24 protein-coding genes are annotated in these 16,014 nt (G+C 60.5%); 23 read left to right on the forward strand and 1 reads right to left on the reverse strand.

Features of this window, described 5'->3' with window-relative positions; genetic code table 11:
- Nucleotides 1–294: 294 nt before the first annotated feature.
- The 5 genes from rpsL to AC3ANQ_RS05360 all read left to right on the forward strand — a co-directional run bounded on the left by rpsL (nt 295) and on the right by AC3ANQ_RS05360 (nt 5,037).
- Nucleotides 295–669, forward strand: a complete 375-nt coding sequence (gene rpsL / locus AC3ANQ_RS05340) for a 30S ribosomal protein S12 (protein ID WP_009358312.1) — start codon at nt 295–297, stop codon at nt 667–669.
- Nucleotide 670: 1 nt separating this feature from the next.
- Nucleotides 671–1,141 (forward strand): 30S ribosomal protein S7, encoded by a 471-nt coding sequence (gene rpsG, locus AC3ANQ_RS05345; RefSeq protein WP_059387355.1) that lies wholly within the window; start codon nt 671–673, stop codon nt 1,139–1,141.
- A 68-nt stretch (nt 1,142–1,209) separates the two neighbouring features.
- Entirely contained in the window at nt 1,210–3,324 is a 2,115-nt protein-coding gene (gene fusA / locus AC3ANQ_RS05350; RefSeq protein ID WP_488304155.1) for an elongation factor G, read from the forward strand.
- 237 nt (nt 3,325–3,561) lie between these two features.
- A complete protein-coding gene (gene tuf / locus AC3ANQ_RS05355; RefSeq protein WP_234749052.1) occupies nt 3,562–4,752 on the forward strand; it encodes an elongation factor Tu in 1,191 nt (396 codons plus the stop codon).
- Nucleotides 4,753–4,911: 159 nt separating this feature from the next.
- Nucleotides 4,912–5,037: a hypothetical protein gene (locus AC3ANQ_RS05360; RefSeq protein WP_488304156.1), complete on the forward strand. Its 126-nt coding sequence runs from the start codon at nt 4,912–4,914 to the stop codon at nt 5,035–5,037.
- 34 nt (nt 5,038–5,071) lie between these two features.
- On the opposite strand, the gene AC3ANQ_RS05365 is transcribed toward AC3ANQ_RS05360, so the two are convergent.
- Nucleotides 5,072–6,499, reverse strand: a complete 1,428-nt coding sequence (locus AC3ANQ_RS05365) for a GH1 family beta-glucosidase (protein ID WP_488304157.1) — start codon at nt 6,497–6,499, stop codon at nt 5,072–5,074.
- A 389-nt stretch (nt 6,500–6,888) separates the two neighbouring features.
- Here AC3ANQ_RS05365 and rpsJ point away from each other — a divergent pair, with 389 nt between their 5' ends.
- The 18 genes from rpsJ to rpsE all read left to right on the forward strand — a co-directional run bounded on the left by rpsJ (nt 6,889) and on the right by rpsE (nt 16,012).
- Nucleotides 6,889–7,197, forward strand: a complete 309-nt coding sequence (gene rpsJ / locus AC3ANQ_RS05370) for a 30S ribosomal protein S10 (RefSeq protein ID WP_038464699.1) — start codon at nt 6,889–6,891, stop codon at nt 7,195–7,197.
- Between the two features lie 18 nt (nt 7,198–7,215).
- Nucleotides 7,216–7,866, forward strand: a complete 651-nt coding sequence (gene rplC, locus AC3ANQ_RS05375) for a 50S ribosomal protein L3 (RefSeq protein ID WP_028265107.1) — start codon at nt 7,216–7,218, stop codon at nt 7,864–7,866.
- 4 nt (nt 7,867–7,870) lie between these two features.
- The gene (gene rplD, locus AC3ANQ_RS05380; protein ID WP_265979315.1) at nt 7,871–8,488 is read left to right on the forward strand and encodes a 50S ribosomal protein L4; all 618 of its coding nucleotides are present in this window, start codon (nt 7,871–7,873) and stop codon (nt 8,486–8,488) included.
- A complete protein-coding gene (gene rplW, locus AC3ANQ_RS05385; protein ID WP_059387362.1) occupies nt 8,485–8,790 on the forward strand; it encodes a 50S ribosomal protein L23 in 306 nt (101 codons plus the stop codon). Before rplD ends, rplW begins: the two co-directional genes overlap by 4 nt.
- A 29-nt stretch (nt 8,791–8,819) precedes the next feature.
- Nucleotides 8,820–9,659, forward strand: a complete 840-nt coding sequence (rplB, locus tag AC3ANQ_RS05390) for a 50S ribosomal protein L2 (protein WP_028265104.1) — start codon at nt 8,820–8,822, stop codon at nt 9,657–9,659.
- Between the two features lie 12 nt (nt 9,660–9,671).
- Nucleotides 9,672–9,953, forward strand: coding sequence for a 30S ribosomal protein S19 (gene rpsS, locus AC3ANQ_RS05395; RefSeq protein ID WP_018773666.1), 282 nt, complete (start codon nt 9,672–9,674; stop codon nt 9,951–9,953).
- A gap of 38 nt (nt 9,954–9,991) precedes the next feature.
- On the forward strand, nt 9,992–10,357 hold the full coding sequence (gene rplV, locus AC3ANQ_RS05400) for a 50S ribosomal protein L22 (protein ID WP_028265103.1): 366 nt from the start codon (nt 9,992–9,994) through the stop codon (nt 10,355–10,357).
- Entirely contained in the window at nt 10,358–11,194 is an 837-nt protein-coding gene (gene rpsC, locus AC3ANQ_RS05405) for a 30S ribosomal protein S3 (protein WP_488304158.1), read from the forward strand.
- Nucleotides 11,195–11,611 carry a 50S ribosomal protein L16 gene (gene rplP / locus AC3ANQ_RS05410; protein WP_028265101.1) on the forward strand — a complete coding sequence of 139 codons (417 nt, stop codon included), beginning with the start codon at nt 11,195–11,197 and terminating at the stop codon, nt 11,609–11,611.
- 2 nt (nt 11,612–11,613) lie between these two features.
- Nucleotides 11,614–11,937, forward strand: coding sequence for a 50S ribosomal protein L29 (rpmC, locus tag AC3ANQ_RS05415; RefSeq protein ID WP_059387364.1), 324 nt, complete (start codon nt 11,614–11,616; stop codon nt 11,935–11,937).
- The gene (gene rpsQ, locus AC3ANQ_RS05420) at nt 11,934–12,233 is read left to right on the forward strand and encodes a 30S ribosomal protein S17 (protein WP_059387365.1); all 300 of its coding nucleotides are present in this window, start codon (nt 11,934–11,936) and stop codon (nt 12,231–12,233) included. The genes rpmC and rpsQ overlap by 4 nt, the downstream gene beginning before the upstream one ends.
- A gap of 350 nt (nt 12,234–12,583) precedes the next feature.
- Nucleotides 12,584–12,952: a 50S ribosomal protein L14 gene (gene rplN / locus AC3ANQ_RS05425; protein WP_003803789.1), complete on the forward strand. Its 369-nt coding sequence runs from the start codon at nt 12,584–12,586 to the stop codon at nt 12,950–12,952.
- 3 nt (nt 12,953–12,955) lie between these two features.
- Complete coding sequence (rplX, locus tag AC3ANQ_RS05430; RefSeq protein WP_268020748.1) at nt 12,956–13,315, forward strand: 50S ribosomal protein L24; 360 nt, start codon at nt 12,956–12,958, stop codon at nt 13,313–13,315.
- On the forward strand, nt 13,315–13,893 hold the full coding sequence (rplE, locus tag AC3ANQ_RS05435) for a 50S ribosomal protein L5 (protein ID WP_488304159.1): 579 nt from the start codon (nt 13,315–13,317) through the stop codon (nt 13,891–13,893). The genes rplX and rplE overlap by 1 nt, the downstream gene beginning before the upstream one ends.
- 77 nt (nt 13,894–13,970) lie before the next feature.
- Entirely contained in the window at nt 13,971–14,369 is a 399-nt protein-coding gene (rpsH, locus tag AC3ANQ_RS05440) for a 30S ribosomal protein S8 (protein WP_028265096.1), read from the forward strand.
- Nucleotides 14,370–14,387: 18 nt separating this feature from the next.
- A complete protein-coding gene (rplF, locus tag AC3ANQ_RS05445) occupies nt 14,388–14,924 on the forward strand; it encodes a 50S ribosomal protein L6 (RefSeq protein WP_236812277.1) in 537 nt (178 codons plus the stop codon).
- 3 nt (nt 14,925–14,927) lie between these two features.
- Complete coding sequence (rplR, locus tag AC3ANQ_RS05450) at nt 14,928–15,311, forward strand: 50S ribosomal protein L18 (RefSeq protein WP_265979331.1); 384 nt, start codon at nt 14,928–14,930, stop codon at nt 15,309–15,311.
- 29 nt (nt 15,312–15,340) lie between these two features.
- Nucleotides 15,341–16,012 carry a 30S ribosomal protein S5 gene (gene rpsE / locus AC3ANQ_RS05455; protein WP_265979332.1) on the forward strand — a complete coding sequence of 224 codons (672 nt, stop codon included), beginning with the start codon at nt 15,341–15,343 and terminating at the stop codon, nt 16,010–16,012.
- The last annotated feature ends 2 nt before the right edge of the window (nt 16,013–16,014 follow it).

Genomic DNA, 16,014 nt, shown 5'->3' on the forward strand with positions numbered 1-16,014 from the left:
TCGTCCTCGGCCTTTACACCCGATTAAGGCCTCAGATCAAGCCATGCTAGAATTTTCGTAATTGTTCTGTGTGGCAGTGGATGAAGGCCGCCGCAGCATCATTTCGGTTTTGTTCTCATGATGCTTCGGTGGAGCCTGTTTCCGGGTTGCGGGCTACGTGCGCAACGAATGCCGCACTTTTGCACGCCCACTGGATCTTTGGACCCGGGCCGCAGGGACAACGCCAAAGCTCTCACGCAAACACAGGCCAACGCCTGGGCGCGGGGCAGAGATCAACCAACGGAGAACACGAAAGTGCCTACGATTAACCAGCTGGTCCGCAAGGGCCGCACGCCTAAGGTCTCCAAGACCAAGGCTCCCGCGCTTAAGGGCAGCCCGATGCGCCGCGGTGTTTGCACCCGCGTTTACACGACCACCCCGAAGAAGCCGAACTCGGCTCTGCGTAAGGTTGCACGTGTGCGCCTCAACGGTGGCGTTGAAGTTACCGCCTACATCCCCGGTGTTGGCCACAACCTCCAGGAGCACTCCATCGTGCTCGTCCGTGGTGGTCGTGTGAAGGACCTCCCGGGTGTCCGTTACAAGATCGTCCGTGGTGCCCTCGATACCCAGGGTGTCAAGAACCGCAAGCAGGCCCGCAGCCGCTACGGCGCAAAGATGGAGAAGAAGTAATATGCCTCGCAAGGGTCCGGCCCCGAAGCGGCCGCTAGTTTCCGATCCCGTTTACGGTTCCCCGTTGGTCACCCAGCTGATCAACAAGGTTCTGATTGACGGCAAGAAGTCCACTGCAGAGCGCATCGTTTACGGCGCCCTCGAAGGTGCACGCGCCAAGTCCGGTGGCGACCCCGTCGCCGCCCTCAAGAAGGCCATGGACAACGTCAAGCCTTCCCTCGAGGTTCGCTCCCGCCGTGTCGGTGGCGCAACCTACCAGGTTCCCGTTGAGGTCAAGCCGGGCCGCTCCACTGCCCTCGCTCTGCGTTGGCTGGTTGGCTACTCCAAGGCCCGCCGCGAGAAGACGATGACCGAGCGCCTCCAGAACGAAATCCTGGATGCGTCCAACGGTCTCGGTGCCGCTGTGAAGCGTCGCGAAGACACCCACAAGATGGCCGAGTCGAACAAGGCCTTCGCACACTACCGCTGGTAAAACTTCCCGTACGCCGTCGGCTCCCTGAGCCGGCGGCGAATGTGTAGTCCATCCGAAAGGGAGACACCGTGGCACAGGACGTGCTTACCGACCTTAGCAAGGTCCGCAACATCGGCATCATGGCCCACATCGATGCCGGCAAGACCACCACCACCGAGCGCATCCTGTTTTACACAGGTGTGAACCACAAGATCGGCGAAACGCACGACGGCGCTTCGACGACCGACTGGATGGAACAGGAAAAGGAACGCGGCATCACCATCACGTCTGCCGCCGTGACCTGCTTCTGGGACAAGAACCAGATCAACATCATCGACACCCCGGGCCACGTGGACTTCACGGTTGAGGTTGAGCGCTCCTTGCGCGTCCTCGACGGCGCTGTTGCTGTCTTCGATGGCAAGGAAGGCGTTGAGCCGCAGTCCGAGACTGTTTGGCGCCAGGCCGACAAGTACAACGTGCCGCGTATCTGCTTCGTCAACAAGATGGACAAGCTCGGTGCCGACTTCTACTTCACCGTAGACACCATCATCAGCCGCCTCGGCGCCAAGCCGCTGGTTCTCCAGCTGCCGATCGGTGCAGAGAACGACTTCGTCGGCGTCGTGGATCTCCTTGAGATGCGCGCGCTGGTGTGGCCGGGCGATGCCAAGGGTGACGTCACCATGGGTGCCAAGTACGAAGTCCAGGAGATCCCCGCCGATCTCCAGGCCAAGGCCGAGGAATACCGCGCACAGCTCGTTGAGACTGTTGCCGAGGCTTCCGAAGAACTCATGGAAAAGTACCTCGACGGTGAAGAACTCAGTGTCGAGGAGCTCAAGGCCGGCATCCGCAAGATGACCATCAACTCCGAGCTCTACCCGGTTCTCTGTGGTTCTGCCTTCAAGAACCGTGGCGTACAGCCGATGCTGGACGCTGTTGTTGACTTCCTTCCGAACCCGCTCGACGTCCCGCCAATGGTCGGTCACGATCCGCGCGACGAAGAGAAGGAACTTACCCGCAAGCCGTCTGCCGAGGAGCCGTTCTCGGCCCTCGCGTTCAAGATTGCCGCGCACCCGTTCTTCGGTCAGCTCACCTTCATCCGCGTGTACTCCGGTCACGTGGAAGCAGGCGCCCAGGTGGTCAACTCCACCAAGGGCAAGAAGGAGCGCATCGGCAAGCTGTTCCAGATGCACGCCAACAAGGAAATGCCCGTTGAGGGCGCTACCGCCGGCCACATCTACGCAGCTATCGGTCTGAAGGACACCACCACGGGCGACACCCTGTGCGACTCCGCCAACCAGATCGTCCTCGAGTCCATGAGCTTCCCGGAGCCCGTGATCTCGGTTGCCATCGAGCCGAACACCAAGGGTGACCAGGAGAAGCTCTCCACGGCCATCCAGAAGCTCTCCGCTGAGGACCCGACCTTCCAGGTCTCCCTCAACGAGGACACCGGTCAGACCATCATCGCCGGCATGGGCGAACTCCACCTGGACATCCTGGTGGACCGCATGCGCCGCGAATTCAAGGTCGAGGCAAACGTCGGCAAGCCGCAGGTTGCTTACCGCGAAACCATCAAGCGCGCTGTAGAGCGTCACGACTACACGCACAAGAAGCAGACCGGTGGTTCGGGTCAGTTCGCAAAGATCCAGATCGCTATCGAGCCGATGGACACCGCCGACGGCGAGCTCTACGCGTTCGAGAACAAGGTCACTGGTGGCCGCGTGCCCCGCGAGTACATCCCGTCCGTTGACGCGGGCATCCAGGATGCACTCAACGACGGCGTTCTGGCCGGCTACCCGGTTGTCGGCATCAAGGCCACGCTGATTGACGGCGCGTACCACGATGTTGACTCCTCGGAAATGGCATTCAAGATCGCGGGCCGTATGGCTTTCAAGGAAGCTGCACGCAAGGCGAACCCTGTTCTGCTCGAACCGTTGATGGATGTTGAGGTCCGCACCCCTGAGGAATACATGGGTGAAGTTATTGGTGACCTGAACTCCCGTCGTGGCCAGATGCAGTCCATGGAAGATGCCGCTGGCGTCAAGGTGATCCGTGCGCACGTTCCGCTGTCCGGCATGTTCGGCTACATCGGTGACCTGCGTTCGAAGACCCAGGGCCGCGCTGTGTACTCCATGACATTCAACAGCTACGCCGAGGTCCCGAAGGCAGTTGCCGACGAGATCATCCAGAAGAACCGCGGCGAGTAATCACCGACGGAAAATCCAGGATGCTGGCCCGGTTCCGGGAAAGCATCCAGTGCAGGTGGCTGGGCCGTGGCCCAGGCCAGGTTCCGGCCCCTGCACGAACAGACTCCAGGTACTAGCATTGGTCCCTGAATCTGCAATTTCACCAAAACCAAAGCCCCCAAGTAGACTTGCTGGAGTTTCTGCCGCGAAAAGCGCGGCCGAGGAGCAACTCACTTGAAATCGTTCTAGGAGGAACCTGTGGCAAAGGCAAAGTTCGAGCGGACTAAGCCGCACGTCAACATCGGCACCATTGGTCACGTTGACCACGGTAAGACGACGCTGACTGCCGCCATTTCCAAGGTGCTGTACGACAAGTACCCCACTCTCAACGAGCAGCGCGACTTCGCGTCGATTGACTCTGCTCCGGAAGAGCGCCAGCGTGGTATTACCATCAACATCTCCCACGTTGAGTACCAGACCGAGAAGCGCCACTACGCACACGTAGACGCTCCGGGTCACGCTGACTACATCAAGAACATGATCACCGGTGCTGCCCAGATGGACGGTGCGATCCTCGTGGTTGCCGCCACTGACGGCCCGATGGCTCAGACCCGCGAGCACGTTCTGCTCGCCCGCCAGGTTGGTGTCCCCTACCTGCTGGTCGCGCTGAACAAGTCGGACATGGTCGACGACGAAGAGCTTCTCGACCTCGTTGAAATGGAAGTTCGCGAGCTGCTCAGCGCTCAGGGCTTCGATGGCGACGACGCTCCGGTTGTGCGTGTTTCCGGCCTCAAGGCACTCGAAGGCGACCCGGTTTGGGTCAAGTCCGTCGAAGACCTCATGGAAGCTGTCGACAACTCGGTTCCGGACCCCGTACGTGACCGCGACAAGCCGTTCCTGATGCCGATCGAAGACGTCTTCACGATCACCGGCCGTGGCACCGTTGTTACGGGTCGCGCCGAGCGCGGTACCCTGGCGATCAACTCTGAGGTTGAAATCGTTGGTATCCGTCCGATCCAGAAGACCACCGTTACTGGTATCGAGATGTTCCACAAGCAGCTCGACGAAGCATGGGCCGGCGAGAACTGTGGCCTCCTGCTCCGCGGTCTGAAGCGCGACGACGTCGAGCGTGGCCAGGTTGTCGTCAAGCCGGGTTCCATCACCCCGCACACCGACTTCGAGGCCAACGTCTACATCCTTTCCAAGGACGAAGGCGGACGTCACAACCCGTTCTACTCGAACTACCGCCCGCAGTTCTACTTCCGTACCACGGACGTAACCGGCGTTATCACCCTGCCGGAAGGCACGGAAATGGTTATGCCTGGCGACAACACTGAGATGACCGTTGAGCTCATCCAGCCGATCGCTATGGAAGAGGGCCTCGGCTTCGCAATCCGTGAAGGTGGCCGCACCGTTGGTTCGGGACGTGTCACCAAGATCATCAAGTAGTTTCTACTTGTAGATCGGTGAAGGACCGGCCGCCTGGCGGCCGGTAGCAAACCAAGAAGAACCCCGTCACGTTCGTGGCGGGGTTCTTCTTTGGAGTCATTTATCTATCGAATGGATACACGGCGGCCTGATAGCGTTGCATCCAAGGAGGAATGCAGAATGGAATGGCTCATTTTTCTGATCGTGGTTGTTGTAGCGGTGATCGGGATCTTCTGGGGAAAGAAGTATTTCCGCCGCGAAATCGAGCGTGCCAAGCGGATCAACCGGGCGAACAAGAAGGAATGATTTAGCGCGATCGGTCTGTAAAACAGACTGTCGATCAGCTTTGGCGCGCCCTGCTCAAAGACTGGTACCAATAGAAGGAGTCCTTGGGGGTTCTTTCGAGGGTGTCGAAGTCCACATGCACCAGCCCGAAGCGCTGCGAGTAACCGGCGGCCCATTCGAAGTTGTCCAGCAACGTCCACACGTAGTAGCCAAGAAGTTCGACGTCGTGGGCGATCCCGCCGGGCGCGGTGGCCCGCAATGCGTGGCCAAGGTGCGAAGCAAGATAGCTGATGCGGTCGGAGTCGTGAACAGGCCCCAGGGAGTGGTCCGGCTCCGGGAAGCTCGCACCGCTTTCTGTGATGAACAGGGGAGGTAGGGCCGCCCCGTAGCGGTCCTTCAGCTCCCGCAGCAGGATTCCGAGGTGTTCGGGTGCCACCGGCCAACCAAATCCCGTGGTTTCATATTCGGGGAAGGCCGCCAGGTGGAACGGGAGCTTGGCCAGCATGTCGGAGTTGTTGCCTGGCGTGCTTACGTCGCCCCGGCCAGAGGCGACCTTGATGGGGTAGTAATAGTTCACGCCGTAGAAGTCCAACGGCTGGTGGATCGTCCTGAGGTCCTCGTCCCGGACGTTGCCGAGGGCCCGGAACCACGGTTTCATTTGCAGCGGGGGCTTCGGGTATCTCCCCAAGAGGATGGGATCGGCATAAACCCGGTTGAAGATGAGGTCGAAGGCCCTCGCCATGAGACGGTCCGTGAGTCTCTTAGTCGCGGGCTGGACTGGCGAGTGCACGTTGGCAACGCCAACGGTTCCCGCAACGCCGGCGGCACGCAAGGCTTGGACAGCCAGGCCATGCCCCAACAACTGATGGTGGGCGGCGGGAAGGGCATCGAAGAGCAGCCGCCTGCCGGGGGCATGGACGCCGAGTGCATAGCCTTGCAAAGCGACCGAAACGGGTTCGTTCAGGGTGACCCACTGGGCCACGCGGTCGCCGAAGCGGCCTGCGGCCGCAGCGGAATATTCGGCGAACCGCTCAGCCGTCGCACGATTCAACCAGCCGCCGTCGTGCTCCAACGGCAGGGGAGTGTCCCAATGGTAGAGGGTCACCATAGGGGAGATCCCGGCCTTCAGGAGCTTGTCGATCAGGCGGTCGTAGAAGTCCAGGCCCTGCTGGTTGATGGGTCCCTTGCCGCCTGGTTGGATCCGGGGCCAGGAGAGGGAGAACCGGTAGGAATCCACGCCGAGGTCCTGCATGAGGGCGATGTCCTCGTCCGCCCGGTTGTAATGGTCGCAGGCTACTGCGGGGGAGTGGCCGTCGATGATTGCTCCAGGCTTTTCAGCGAACGCATCCCAACTAGATGGTCCGCGTCCGTCCGCCGTGAGCGAGCCCTCGATCTGGAAAGCCGCCGCCGCGACACCCAAGGTGAAGGCTGGCCGGATGCGACTGGCGAGGTCTTCCACCATGGCAGCATCTTGGACGGTCATCCCCCTATCATCCTGACGCCTTGAGCCGATGGCAATGGTCCTTGGGATTCCAATTGGCTTATGCCGAGGAATTCCGGCATACTAGGTGAGTTGTTCAAGCGCTTCTTCGTGTCCCGATCCGGATAATGCCGGGTGTCAGGGTCCAAGCTGAAGCCCAAACATAACCCAGATCCCCAAAGGAATGCGGACGAGTGTGCGTGGAAATCGCGACACGCCCGACCGCGGGGGTCGGTTACACCGGCAAGTTGAGGAACCCGGATCCCTCCGGATTCAGCTTGTGCGGCGGGTGGTAGTACTACTTCAAATGCTTCGGCAGCCACATACAACGCTTAAGTGAACAGGGCAGCCCTTATTCGAGGGAAGCACAGACTGAAAGAGAGTCAGGCGACATGGCGGGACAAAAAATCCGCATCCGGCTGAAGTCATATGACCACGAGGTCATTGATGTTTCAGCGCGGAAGATCGTTGAGACGGTCACGCGCGCAGGCGCAACGGTAGTGGGCCCCGTGCCGCTGCCCACGGAGAAGAACATCTACTGCGTGATCCGCTCTCCGCACAAGTACAAGGACAGCCGTGAGCACTTTGAAATGCGTACTCACAAGCGTCTGATCGACATCATCGACCCCACGCCCAAGGCTGTCGACTCGCTTATGCGTCTCGACCTGCCGGCCGACGTGAACATCGAAATCAAGCTGTAGGGAGGTGCTGAGAAAACTATGACCGCAACCCGTAACGTAAAGGGCCTGCTGGGCACGAAGCTCGGCATGACCCAGGTCTGGGACGAGAACAACAAGCTCATTCCGGTAACTGTCGTCCAGGCTGACTCCAACGTCATCACCCAGCTGCGCAACGCAGAGACTGATGGCTATGTCGCCGTTCAGATCGGCTACGGCCAGATCGATCCCCGCAAGGTCACCAAGCCGCTGGCTGGTCACTTTGAAAAGGCTGGCGTAACTCCTCGCCGCCATGTCGTCGAACTGCGCACTGCAGACGCCGCGTCTTACGAACTGGGCCAGGAGCTTTCTGTTGAGCTCTTCGAAGCCGGTCAGAAGATCGACGTCGTCGGCACCAGCAAGGGTAAAGGCTTCGCCGGTGTTATGAAGCGTCACGGCTTCCACGGTGTTGGAGCCTCCCACGGTGCGCACAAGAACCACCGCAAGCCCGGTTCCATCGGTGGCGCATCCACCCCGAGCCGCGTCTTCAAGGGTCTGAAAATGGCCGGCCGCATGGGCGCAGAACGTCACACTACGCTGAACCTCACGGTTCACGCTGTTGACGTTGAGAAGTCGCTGCTCCTTATCAAGGGTGCCGTTCCCGGTGCCCGCGGCCAGGTCGTCCTCGTACGCACCGCCGTGAAGGGAGCCTAGTTCAATGACTAGCACTGTCAAGGTAGACCTGCCCGCAGAGATCTTCGACGTCCAGACCAACGTGCCGCTGCTGCACCAGGTCGTCGTCGCACAGCTCGCTGCTGCTCGCCAGGGTACCCACAAGACCAAGACCCGCGCCGAAGTTTCCGGTGCTGGCCGCAAGCCGTTCAAGCAGAAGGGCACCGGCCGCGCCCGTCAGGGTTCCATCCGTGCTCCTCACATGACCGGTGGTGGCATTGTCCACGGCCCGACGCCGCGTGACTACAGCCAGCGCACCCCCAAGAAGATGAAGGCTGCCGCACTGCGTGGCGCCCTGTCTGACCGCGCCCGTAACGGTCGCATCCACGTTATTGCCGATCTGGTCGCGGGCACCAAGCCCTCCTCCAAGGAAGCACTGGCCGCGCTGAAGTCAGTCTCCGAGCGCAAGAACCTGCTCGTTGTTATCGAGCGCGCCAACGATGTTGCCGCACTGTCGGTGCGCAACCTCACAGATGTTCACGTTCTGTACGCAGACCAGCTGAACACCTACGACGTGCTGGTTGCCGACGACGTGGTCTTCACCAAGGCTGCTTTTGAGGCTTTCATCGCTGACAAGGCAAAGAACGAGGAGGACGCCAAGTGAGTGCAGCCACCATCAAAGACCCGCGCGACGTCGTCATTGCACCCGTCGTTTCGGAAAAGAGCTACGGCCTGATCGACGAGGGCAAGTACACCTTCCTGGTGGACCCCCGCTCGAACAAGACCGAGATCAAGCTGGCCGTGGAGAAGATTTTCTCCGTCAAGGTCGAATCGATCAACACCATCAACCGTGCCGGTAAGCGCAAGCGCACCAAATTCGGATGGGGTCAGCGCAAGAGCACCAAGCGTGCGATTGTCACCCTTAAAGAAGGCACTATCGACATCTTCGGCGGTCCGCTCGCGTAGCGGAGACCACTTTAACGAGGAAATGAATTATGGGAATCCGTAAATACAAGCCGACTACCCCGGGCCGTCGCGGCTCGAGCGTAGCCGACTTCTCCGAAATCACGCGATCGACTCCGGAAAAGTCGTTGCTGCGTCCGCTGCACAAGACTGGCGGCCGTAACAACACCGGTAAGATCACTACCCGTCACAAGGGTGGTGGCCACAAGCGCCAGTACCGTCTGATCGACTTCCGTCGCCACGACAAAGACGGCGTCAACGCCCGCGTTGCCGAAATCGAGTACGATCCGAACCGCACGGCTCGCATCGCCCTCCTGCACTACGTTGATGGCACCAAGCGTTACATCATCGCCCCGAACAAGCTGTCCCAGGGTGACTTCGTCGAGGCTGGCCCCGACGCTGACATCAAGCCGGGCAACAACCTGCCGCTGCGCAACATCCCGGTTGGTACCACCATCCACGCAGTTGAACTGCGTCCTGGTGGCGGCGCCAAGATGGCCCGTTCCGCAGGTGCTTCGGTTCAGCTCGTCGCCAAGGAAGGCCGTTTCGCCCAGCTGCGTCTGCCCTCCGGTGAAATCCGCAACGTTGACGTGCGCTGCCGCGCAACCGTCGGCGAGGTCGGCAACGCCGAGCAGTCGAACATCAACTGGGGTAAGGCCGGCCGTATGCGCTGGAAGGGCGTTCGCCCGACCGTCCGTGGTGTCGCCATGAACCCGGTCGATCACCCGCACGGTGGTGGTGAAGGTAAGACTTCCGGTGGACGTCACCCGGTCAACCCGAACGGTAAGCGTGAGGGCCGCACCCGCCGCCCCAACAAAGAGAGCGACAAGCTTATTGTTCGTCGCCGCCGTACTGGCAAGAACAAGCGATAGGAGCCTGGACACATGCCACGCAGCCTGAAAAAAGGTCCTTTCGTAGACCAGCACCTCTTTGTAAAGGTCGCCAGGGAAAACGAAAAGGGCACCAAGAACGTCATCAAGACCTGGTCCCGCCGTTCGATGATCGTCCCGGACATGCTGGGTCACACGATTGCCGTTCACGACGGACGCAAGCACATTCCGGTGTTTGTCACTGAGTCGATGGTCGGGCACAAGCTCGGCGAATTCGCTCCCACGCGGACATTCCGCGGCCATGTCAAGGACGACCGTAAGGGCAAGCGCCGCTAAGGCGCTGGCTCTACGGCTTAGACGAGAGAAGGAAAGCAATGGAAGCCAAGGCTATTGCGCGTCACATCCGCGTAACGCCTATGAAGGCCCGGCGCGTCGTCAACCTTGTTCGTGGTAAGCAAGCGAATGAGGCTCTGGCAATTCTGAAGTTCGCCGAACAGGCAGCTTCGGAGCCGGTATTCAAGGTAGTTCAGTCGGCAATGGCAAACGCACGGGTCCTCGCGGACCGCGACGGCGTTGCCTTTGACGAAGGAGACCTCTACATCAGCGAAGCGTTTGTTGATGAAGGCCCGACCATGAAGCGGTTCCAGCCGCGTGCTCAGGGTCGCGCATTTCAGATCAAGAAGCGCACGAGCCACATCACCGTGGTAGTCGCTACCCCGGAGAAAGAGGAGGCTCGCTAAGTGGGACAGAAAGTAAACCCGCACGGGTTCCGACTCGGCATCACCACCGATCACGTATCGCACTGGTTTGCTGACAGCACCAAGGCTGGCCAGCGGTACAAGGACTTCGTTCGCGAAGACATCCGCATCCGCCAGCTCATGTCCACGGGCATGGAGCGCGCTGGTATCGCCAAGGTCGAAATCGAGCGCACCCGTGACCGTGTCCGCGTGGACATCCACACGGCTCGCCCGGGCATCGTCATTGGCCGCCGCGGTGCAGAAGCGGACCGCATTCGCGGCGAGCTCGAAAAGCTCACCGGCAAGCAGGTCCAGCTGAACATCCTCGAGGTTAAGAACCCCGAGATGGAAGCCCAGCTTGTTGCCCAGGGCGTTGCTGAGCAGCTGACTTCCCGCGTGGCTTTCCGCCGTGCGATGAAGAAGGCCATGCAGTCCGCACAGCGCGCGGGTGCCAAGGGTATCCGTATCGCTTGCTCCGGTCGACTGGGTGGCGCAGAAATGTCCCGCTCGGAGTTCTACCGCGAAGGCCGTGTGCCCCTCCACACCCTGCGTGCGAACATCGACTACGGCTTCTACGAGGCCAAGACCACCTTCGGCCGCATCGGCGTGAAGGTCTGGATCTACAAGGGCGACGTCACCGCCAAGGAACTGGCTCAGCAGGCAGCTGCTGCTCCGTCCCGCGGCCGCGGTCCCAGCGACCGCCCGGGCCGCCCGGGTGGCGCAGACCGTGGTGACCGCCGTCGTCGTACCGACCGTCCGGCAGCCGACGCAGCACCTGTTGCTGCAGAGGCTCCGGCAGCTGAAGCTGCTGCTCCCGCAGCAGAAGGAGGACCGGCTTAAATGCTTATCCCACGTCGAGTCAAGCACCGTAAGCAGCACCACCCGGGTCGTTCCGGCGCTGCAACGGGCGGCACCAAGGTCACTTTCGGTGAGTACGGCATCCAGGCCCTGAGCCCGGCCTACGTCACGAACCGTCAGATCGAGTCTGCCCGTATCGCGATGACCCGCCACATCAAGCGTGGCGGCAAGGTCTGGATCAACATTTATCCGGACCGTCCGCTGACGAAGAAGCCGGCCGAAACCCGCATGGGTTCCGGTAAGGGTTCTCCGGAATGGTGGGTCGCAAACGTCAAGCCGGGCCGCGTTCTCTTCGAGCTCGCCGGTGTCAATGAAGAGGTAGCTCGCGAGGCACTGCGCCTGGCAATCCACAAGCTGCCGTTGAAGGCACGCATTGTGCGTCGCGAAGGTGGTGAATAGAAATGGCAGTAGGGTCGAAGGATCTCGCACCCGCACAGCTGGACGGTTTCGACAACGAGCGTCTCGTTGAAGAACTCCGCAAGTCCAAGGAAGAGCTGTTCAACCTGCGTTTCCAATCCGCCACCGGACAGCTGGAGAACCACGGTCGTCTGCGCGCGGTAAAGAAGGACATCGCACGTATCTACACCGTTCTCCGTGAGCGCGAGCTGGGCATTCGTGCCGAGGTTGCCGCACCGGTTGTGGAAGCCAAGGAAGAAAAGAAGTCCAAGAAGGCAGAAGCCAAGGCTGAAAAGGCCGAAGCTGAGGCTGGAGAGGACGCCAAGTGAGCGAACAGAAGGAAACTGTGACGGAAGCAGCAGCCAGCGCTGAACAGCGCGGTTACCGTAAGACGCGTCGCGGCTACGTTGTCTCTGACAAGATGGAAAAGACCATCGTTGTTCAGGTTGAAGACCGCGTGAAGCACGCTCTGTACGGCAAGGTCATTCGCCGCACCTCGAAGATCAAGGCTCACGACGAGCAGAACACTGCCGGCATCGGCGACCTCGTTCTGATCTCTGAGACCCGCCCGCTCTCCGCTACCAAGCGGTGGCGCCTGGTCGAGATCCTCGAAAAGGCTAAGTAATCCCGCGCCGGGCTGTGTGCCCGGCAGCGATATGGATTGGCAGGAAGGCCCGTGTTCCGGAAGGAATGCGGGCCTTTCCGCGTTTCGGTACCTAGCACAAAACGTGCTAGGATATTGAGTTTGTATGGCGCCAGTTGTGCGTCGACAACTACCTCGTAAACAATCGTGCCGCGGCATACTGCCCCGCGCAGCTATTTCCGCAAGGGAAGCTGATGTTGGCGGCACGGGAGTTTAGGCTTGCTCTGGCAAAATCCAGGCAGGTCAAGAGACACCCCGATCATCCGTTCCGCAAGGCTCATTCCGTATGCTCCATTTCGGTCTGAGAACCGGCGCGACGCAAGGAGTAAAAATTGATTCAGCAGGAGTCGCGACTGAAGGTCGCCGACAACACGGGTGCTAAGGAAATCCTTACCATTCGCGTTCTCGGCGGATCCGGCCGTCGCTACGCAGGCATTGGCGACGTCATCGTCGCAACCGTCAAGGACGCTATCCCTGGCGGCAACGTAAAGAAGGGTGACGTCGTTAAGGCTGTCATCGTTCGTACCAAGAAGGAACGCCGCCGTGCGGATGGTTCCTACATCAAGTTTGACGAGAACGCAGCTGTGATTCTGAAGAACGACGGCGACCCCCGCGGTACCCGTATCTTCGGCCCGGTTGGTCGTGAGCTCCGTGACAAGAAGTTCATGAAGATCGTCTCCCTGGCCCCGGAGGTGCTTTAGTCCATGGCTAAAATCAAGAAGGGTGACCTCGTTCAGGTCATCACCGGTGCCAAGCAGGAGCGTGGCGGCGACCGCGGCAAGCAGGGCAAGGTTTTGCGCGTTTACCCGGAGGCGAACCGCGTTCTGGTAGAAGGCATCAACCGCGTCACCAAGCACACCAAGGTCGGTCAGTCGCAGCGCGGCACCAAGACTGGTGGCATCGAGGTCGTTGAGGCCCCGATTCACGTCTCCAACGTTGCTCTTGTTGACCCCTCGACCAAGAAGCCGACCCGCGTTGGTTTCCGCCTCGAGACCGTTGAGAAGGACGGCAACTCCAAGACCGTTCGTATCCGCGTGTCCAAGGCATCCGGGAAGGACATCTAATGACTGAGACTCTCGAGACTCCAGTGAAGATCGTTCCGCGTCTGAAGACGAAGTACGCCGATTCCATCAAGCAGACCTTGGTTGAGGAATTCAAGTACAAGAACGTGAACCAGGTTCCCCGCCTGGTGAAGGTTGTTGTGAACATGGGTGTTGGAGATGCCGCCAAGGACTCCAAACTGATCGACGGCGCTGTCCGCGACCTCACCCTGATCACCGGCCAGAAGCCGCAGGTAACCAAGGCCCGCAAGTCCATCGCTCAGTTCAAGCTGCGCGAAGGCATGCCCATCGGTGCACACGCAACTCTGCGTGGAGACCGCATGTGGGAATTCGTGGACCGCCTCGTGACCCTCGCACTGCCCCGTATCCGCGACTTCCGCGGCCTCAGCGGCAAGCAGTTTGACGGCAACGGCAACTACACCTTCGGTCTGACCGAGCAGGTTATGTTCCACGAGATCAACCAAGACTCCATCGACCGCGTACGCGGCATGGACATCACGGTTGTCACCACGGCAAAGACCGATGACGAAGGCCGCGCGCTGCTCAAGGCGCTTGGCTTCCCGTTCAAATCCGAAGACTAACAACTACGTAGTAGGTCCGGCCGCGGCTGCTTGATCAGTCAACGCGGAAACCATTACGAGGAAGGGCAAGAGCCCAAATGACTATGACAGATCCTGTCGCAGACATGCTTACGCGTCTGCGCAACGCCAACTCGGCATACCACGACACCGTGAGCATGCCGTACAGCAAGCTCAAGGCACGCGTTGCCGACATCCTGAAGGCAGAAGGCTACATCGCTGCCTGGAAGGAAGAGGAAGCCGAAGTCGGCAAGAAGCTGACCATCGACCTCAAGTTCGGTCCGAACCGCGAGCGTTCGATTGCTGGTGTCCGCCGCATTTCCAAGCCTGGTCTCCGCGTTTACGCGAAGTCCACCAACCTGCCTCACGTGCTGGGTGGCCTGGGTATCGCAATCCTGTCCACCTCTTCCGGCCTCCTGACTGACAAGCAGGCCGGCAAGAAGGGCGTGGGCGGCGAAGTCCTCGCGTACGTCTGGTAACGGGAAAGGAAGAGAATAATGTCACGTATTGGACGTCTCCCCATCACCGTTCCTGCCGGCGTTGAAGTCAAGGTTGATGGCTCTGTCATCAACGTCAAGGGCACCAAAGGCGAGCTGAGCCACACTGTAGCCAGCCCGATCGAGGTCACCTTGGACGAGAGCACCTTGACTGTCACCCGCCCGAACGACGAGCGCACTTCGCGTTCCCTGCACGGCCTGACCCGCACCCTGATCGCCAACATGATCGAGGGCGTTACCAAGGGCTACGAGAAGAAGCTTGAAATCGTAGGCACTGGTTACCGCGTTCAGGCCAAGGGTTCTGACCTTGAGTTCGCTCTCGGCTTCAGCCACCCGGTCAATGTCTCCGCTCCGGAAGGCATCACCTTCACGGTGGAGGGGCCGACCAAGCTCTCCGTCGCTGGTATCTCCAAGCAGCAGGTCGGCGAGGTTGCTGCCAACATTCGCAAGCTGCGCAAGCCCGACCCCTACAAGGGCAAGGGTGTCCGTTACGCCGGCGAAGTTATCCGCCGCAAGGTCGGAAAGGCTGGTAAGTAAACCATGGCCATCGCAATTAACAAGAAGCGTACGAACAAGAGCAAGTCTGCTGCACGCAGCCGTCGCCAGCTTCGTATCCGCAAGCGCATCACCGGCACGGCTGTTCGTCCTCGTCTGGTCGTCAACCGCTCCGCACGCCACATCTTCGTCCAGGTTGTCGATGACAGCAAGGGTGTAACCGTGGCTTCAGCTTCCACGCTGGAAGCTGACCTTCGTGCACTCGATGGCGACAAGACTGCCAAGGCCAAGCGCGTCGGCGAGCTCGTTGCAGAGCGCGCCAAGGCTGCAGGCATTGAAGCTGTTGTCTTCGACCGCGGTGGTAACAAGTACCACGGCCGCATCGCCGCCGTCGCTGACGGCGCACGCGAAGGTGGGCTGGCACTGTGACCGTTGAGAATAACGAAAAGGACATTCAGGTGACTGAAGCTGCAGCTGCTGAGGCAACTGAGACCGCTGCTGCCACCGACGACCGCCGCGGCGGCCGTCGTGGCGAGCGTGGTGACCGTGGCCAGGGCCGCGGCGACCGTGGTGGCCGTGGTGGCCGCGACGGCGGTCGCGAGGCCGAGAAGAGCCAGTTCGTAGAGCGCGTTGTAACCATCAACCGTGTTGCCAAGGTCGTCAAGGGTGGTCGTCGCTTCAGCTTCACCGCCCTGGTGGTCGTCGGTGACGGTAACGGCATGGTTGGCGTTGGCTACGGCAAGGCCAAGGAAGTTCCGGCAGCTATCGCAAAGGGCGTTGAAGAGGCTAAGAAGTCCTTCTTCCGCGTTCCCCGCGTTGGCAGCAGCATCCCGCACCGCGTGCAGGGTGAGGCCGCAGCAGGCGTTGTCATGTTGCGTCCAGCTTCACCGGGTACCGGTGTAATTGCCGGTGGTCCGGTCCGCGCGGTACTGGAATGCGTCGGTATCCACGACGTTCTCTCCAAGTCGCTCGGTTCCTCGAACGCCATCAACATCGTTCACGCGACTGTTGACGCCCTGAAGCGACTGGAAGAGCCCGCTTCCGTGGCAGCCCGCCGTGGCCTGCCGCTGGACGAGGTTGCTCCTCCTGCTCTGGTGCGCGCACTCCAGAACCAGAAGGCAGGTGTTTAGTC

The sequence above is a fragment of the Arthrobacter sp. DMZ02-1R genome, assembly GCF_057747935.1.

Bases quoted from the DNA above. Each gene is read 5' to 3' on its own strand.
- rplD (WP_265979315.1), top strand. From the start codon at position 7,871: ATGACTAGCACTGTCAAGGTAGACCTGCCCGCAGAGATCTTCGACGTC.
- rpmC (WP_059387364.1), top strand. From the start codon at position 11,614: ATGGCAGTAGGGTCGAAGGATCTCGCACCCGCACAGCTGGACGGTTTC.
- rplF (WP_236812277.1), top strand. From the start codon at position 14,388: ATGTCACGTATTGGACGTCTCCCCATCACCGTTCCTGCCGGCGTTGAA.
- rpsG (WP_059387355.1), top strand. From the start codon at position 671: ATGCCTCGCAAGGGTCCGGCCCCGAAGCGGCCGCTAGTTTCCGATCCC.
- rpsH (WP_028265096.1), top strand. From the start codon at position 13,971: ATGACTATGACAGATCCTGTCGCAGACATGCTTACGCGTCTGCGCAAC.
- rpsS (WP_018773666.1), top strand. From the start codon at position 9,672: ATGCCACGCAGCCTGAAAAAAGGTCCTTTCGTAGACCAGCACCTCTTT.
- rplR (WP_265979331.1), top strand. From the start codon at position 14,928: ATGGCCATCGCAATTAACAAGAAGCGTACGAACAAGAGCAAGTCTGCT.
- rplV (WP_028265103.1), top strand. From the start codon at position 9,992: ATGGAAGCCAAGGCTATTGCGCGTCACATCCGCGTAACGCCTATGAAG.
- AC3ANQ_RS05365 (WP_488304157.1), bottom strand. From the start codon at position 6,499: ATGACCGTCCAAGATGCTGCCATGGTGGAAGACCTCGCCAGTCGCATC.
- rplC (WP_028265107.1), top strand. From the start codon at position 7,216: ATGACCGCAACCCGTAACGTAAAGGGCCTGCTGGGCACGAAGCTCGGC.
- AC3ANQ_RS05360 (WP_488304156.1), top strand. From the start codon at position 4,912: ATGGAATGGCTCATTTTTCTGATCGTGGTTGTTGTAGCGGTGATCGGG.
- rplB (WP_028265104.1), top strand. From the start codon at position 8,820: ATGGGAATCCGTAAATACAAGCCGACTACCCCGGGCCGTCGCGGCTCG.
- rpsJ (WP_038464699.1), top strand. From the start codon at position 6,889: ATGGCGGGACAAAAAATCCGCATCCGGCTGAAGTCATATGACCACGAG.
- rplX (WP_268020748.1), top strand. From the start codon at position 12,956: ATGGCTAAAATCAAGAAGGGTGACCTCGTTCAGGTCATCACCGGTGCC.
- rplP (WP_028265101.1), top strand. From the start codon at position 11,195: ATGCTTATCCCACGTCGAGTCAAGCACCGTAAGCAGCACCACCCGGGT.
- rplE (WP_488304159.1), top strand. From the start codon at position 13,315: ATGACTGAGACTCTCGAGACTCCAGTGAAGATCGTTCCGCGTCTGAAG.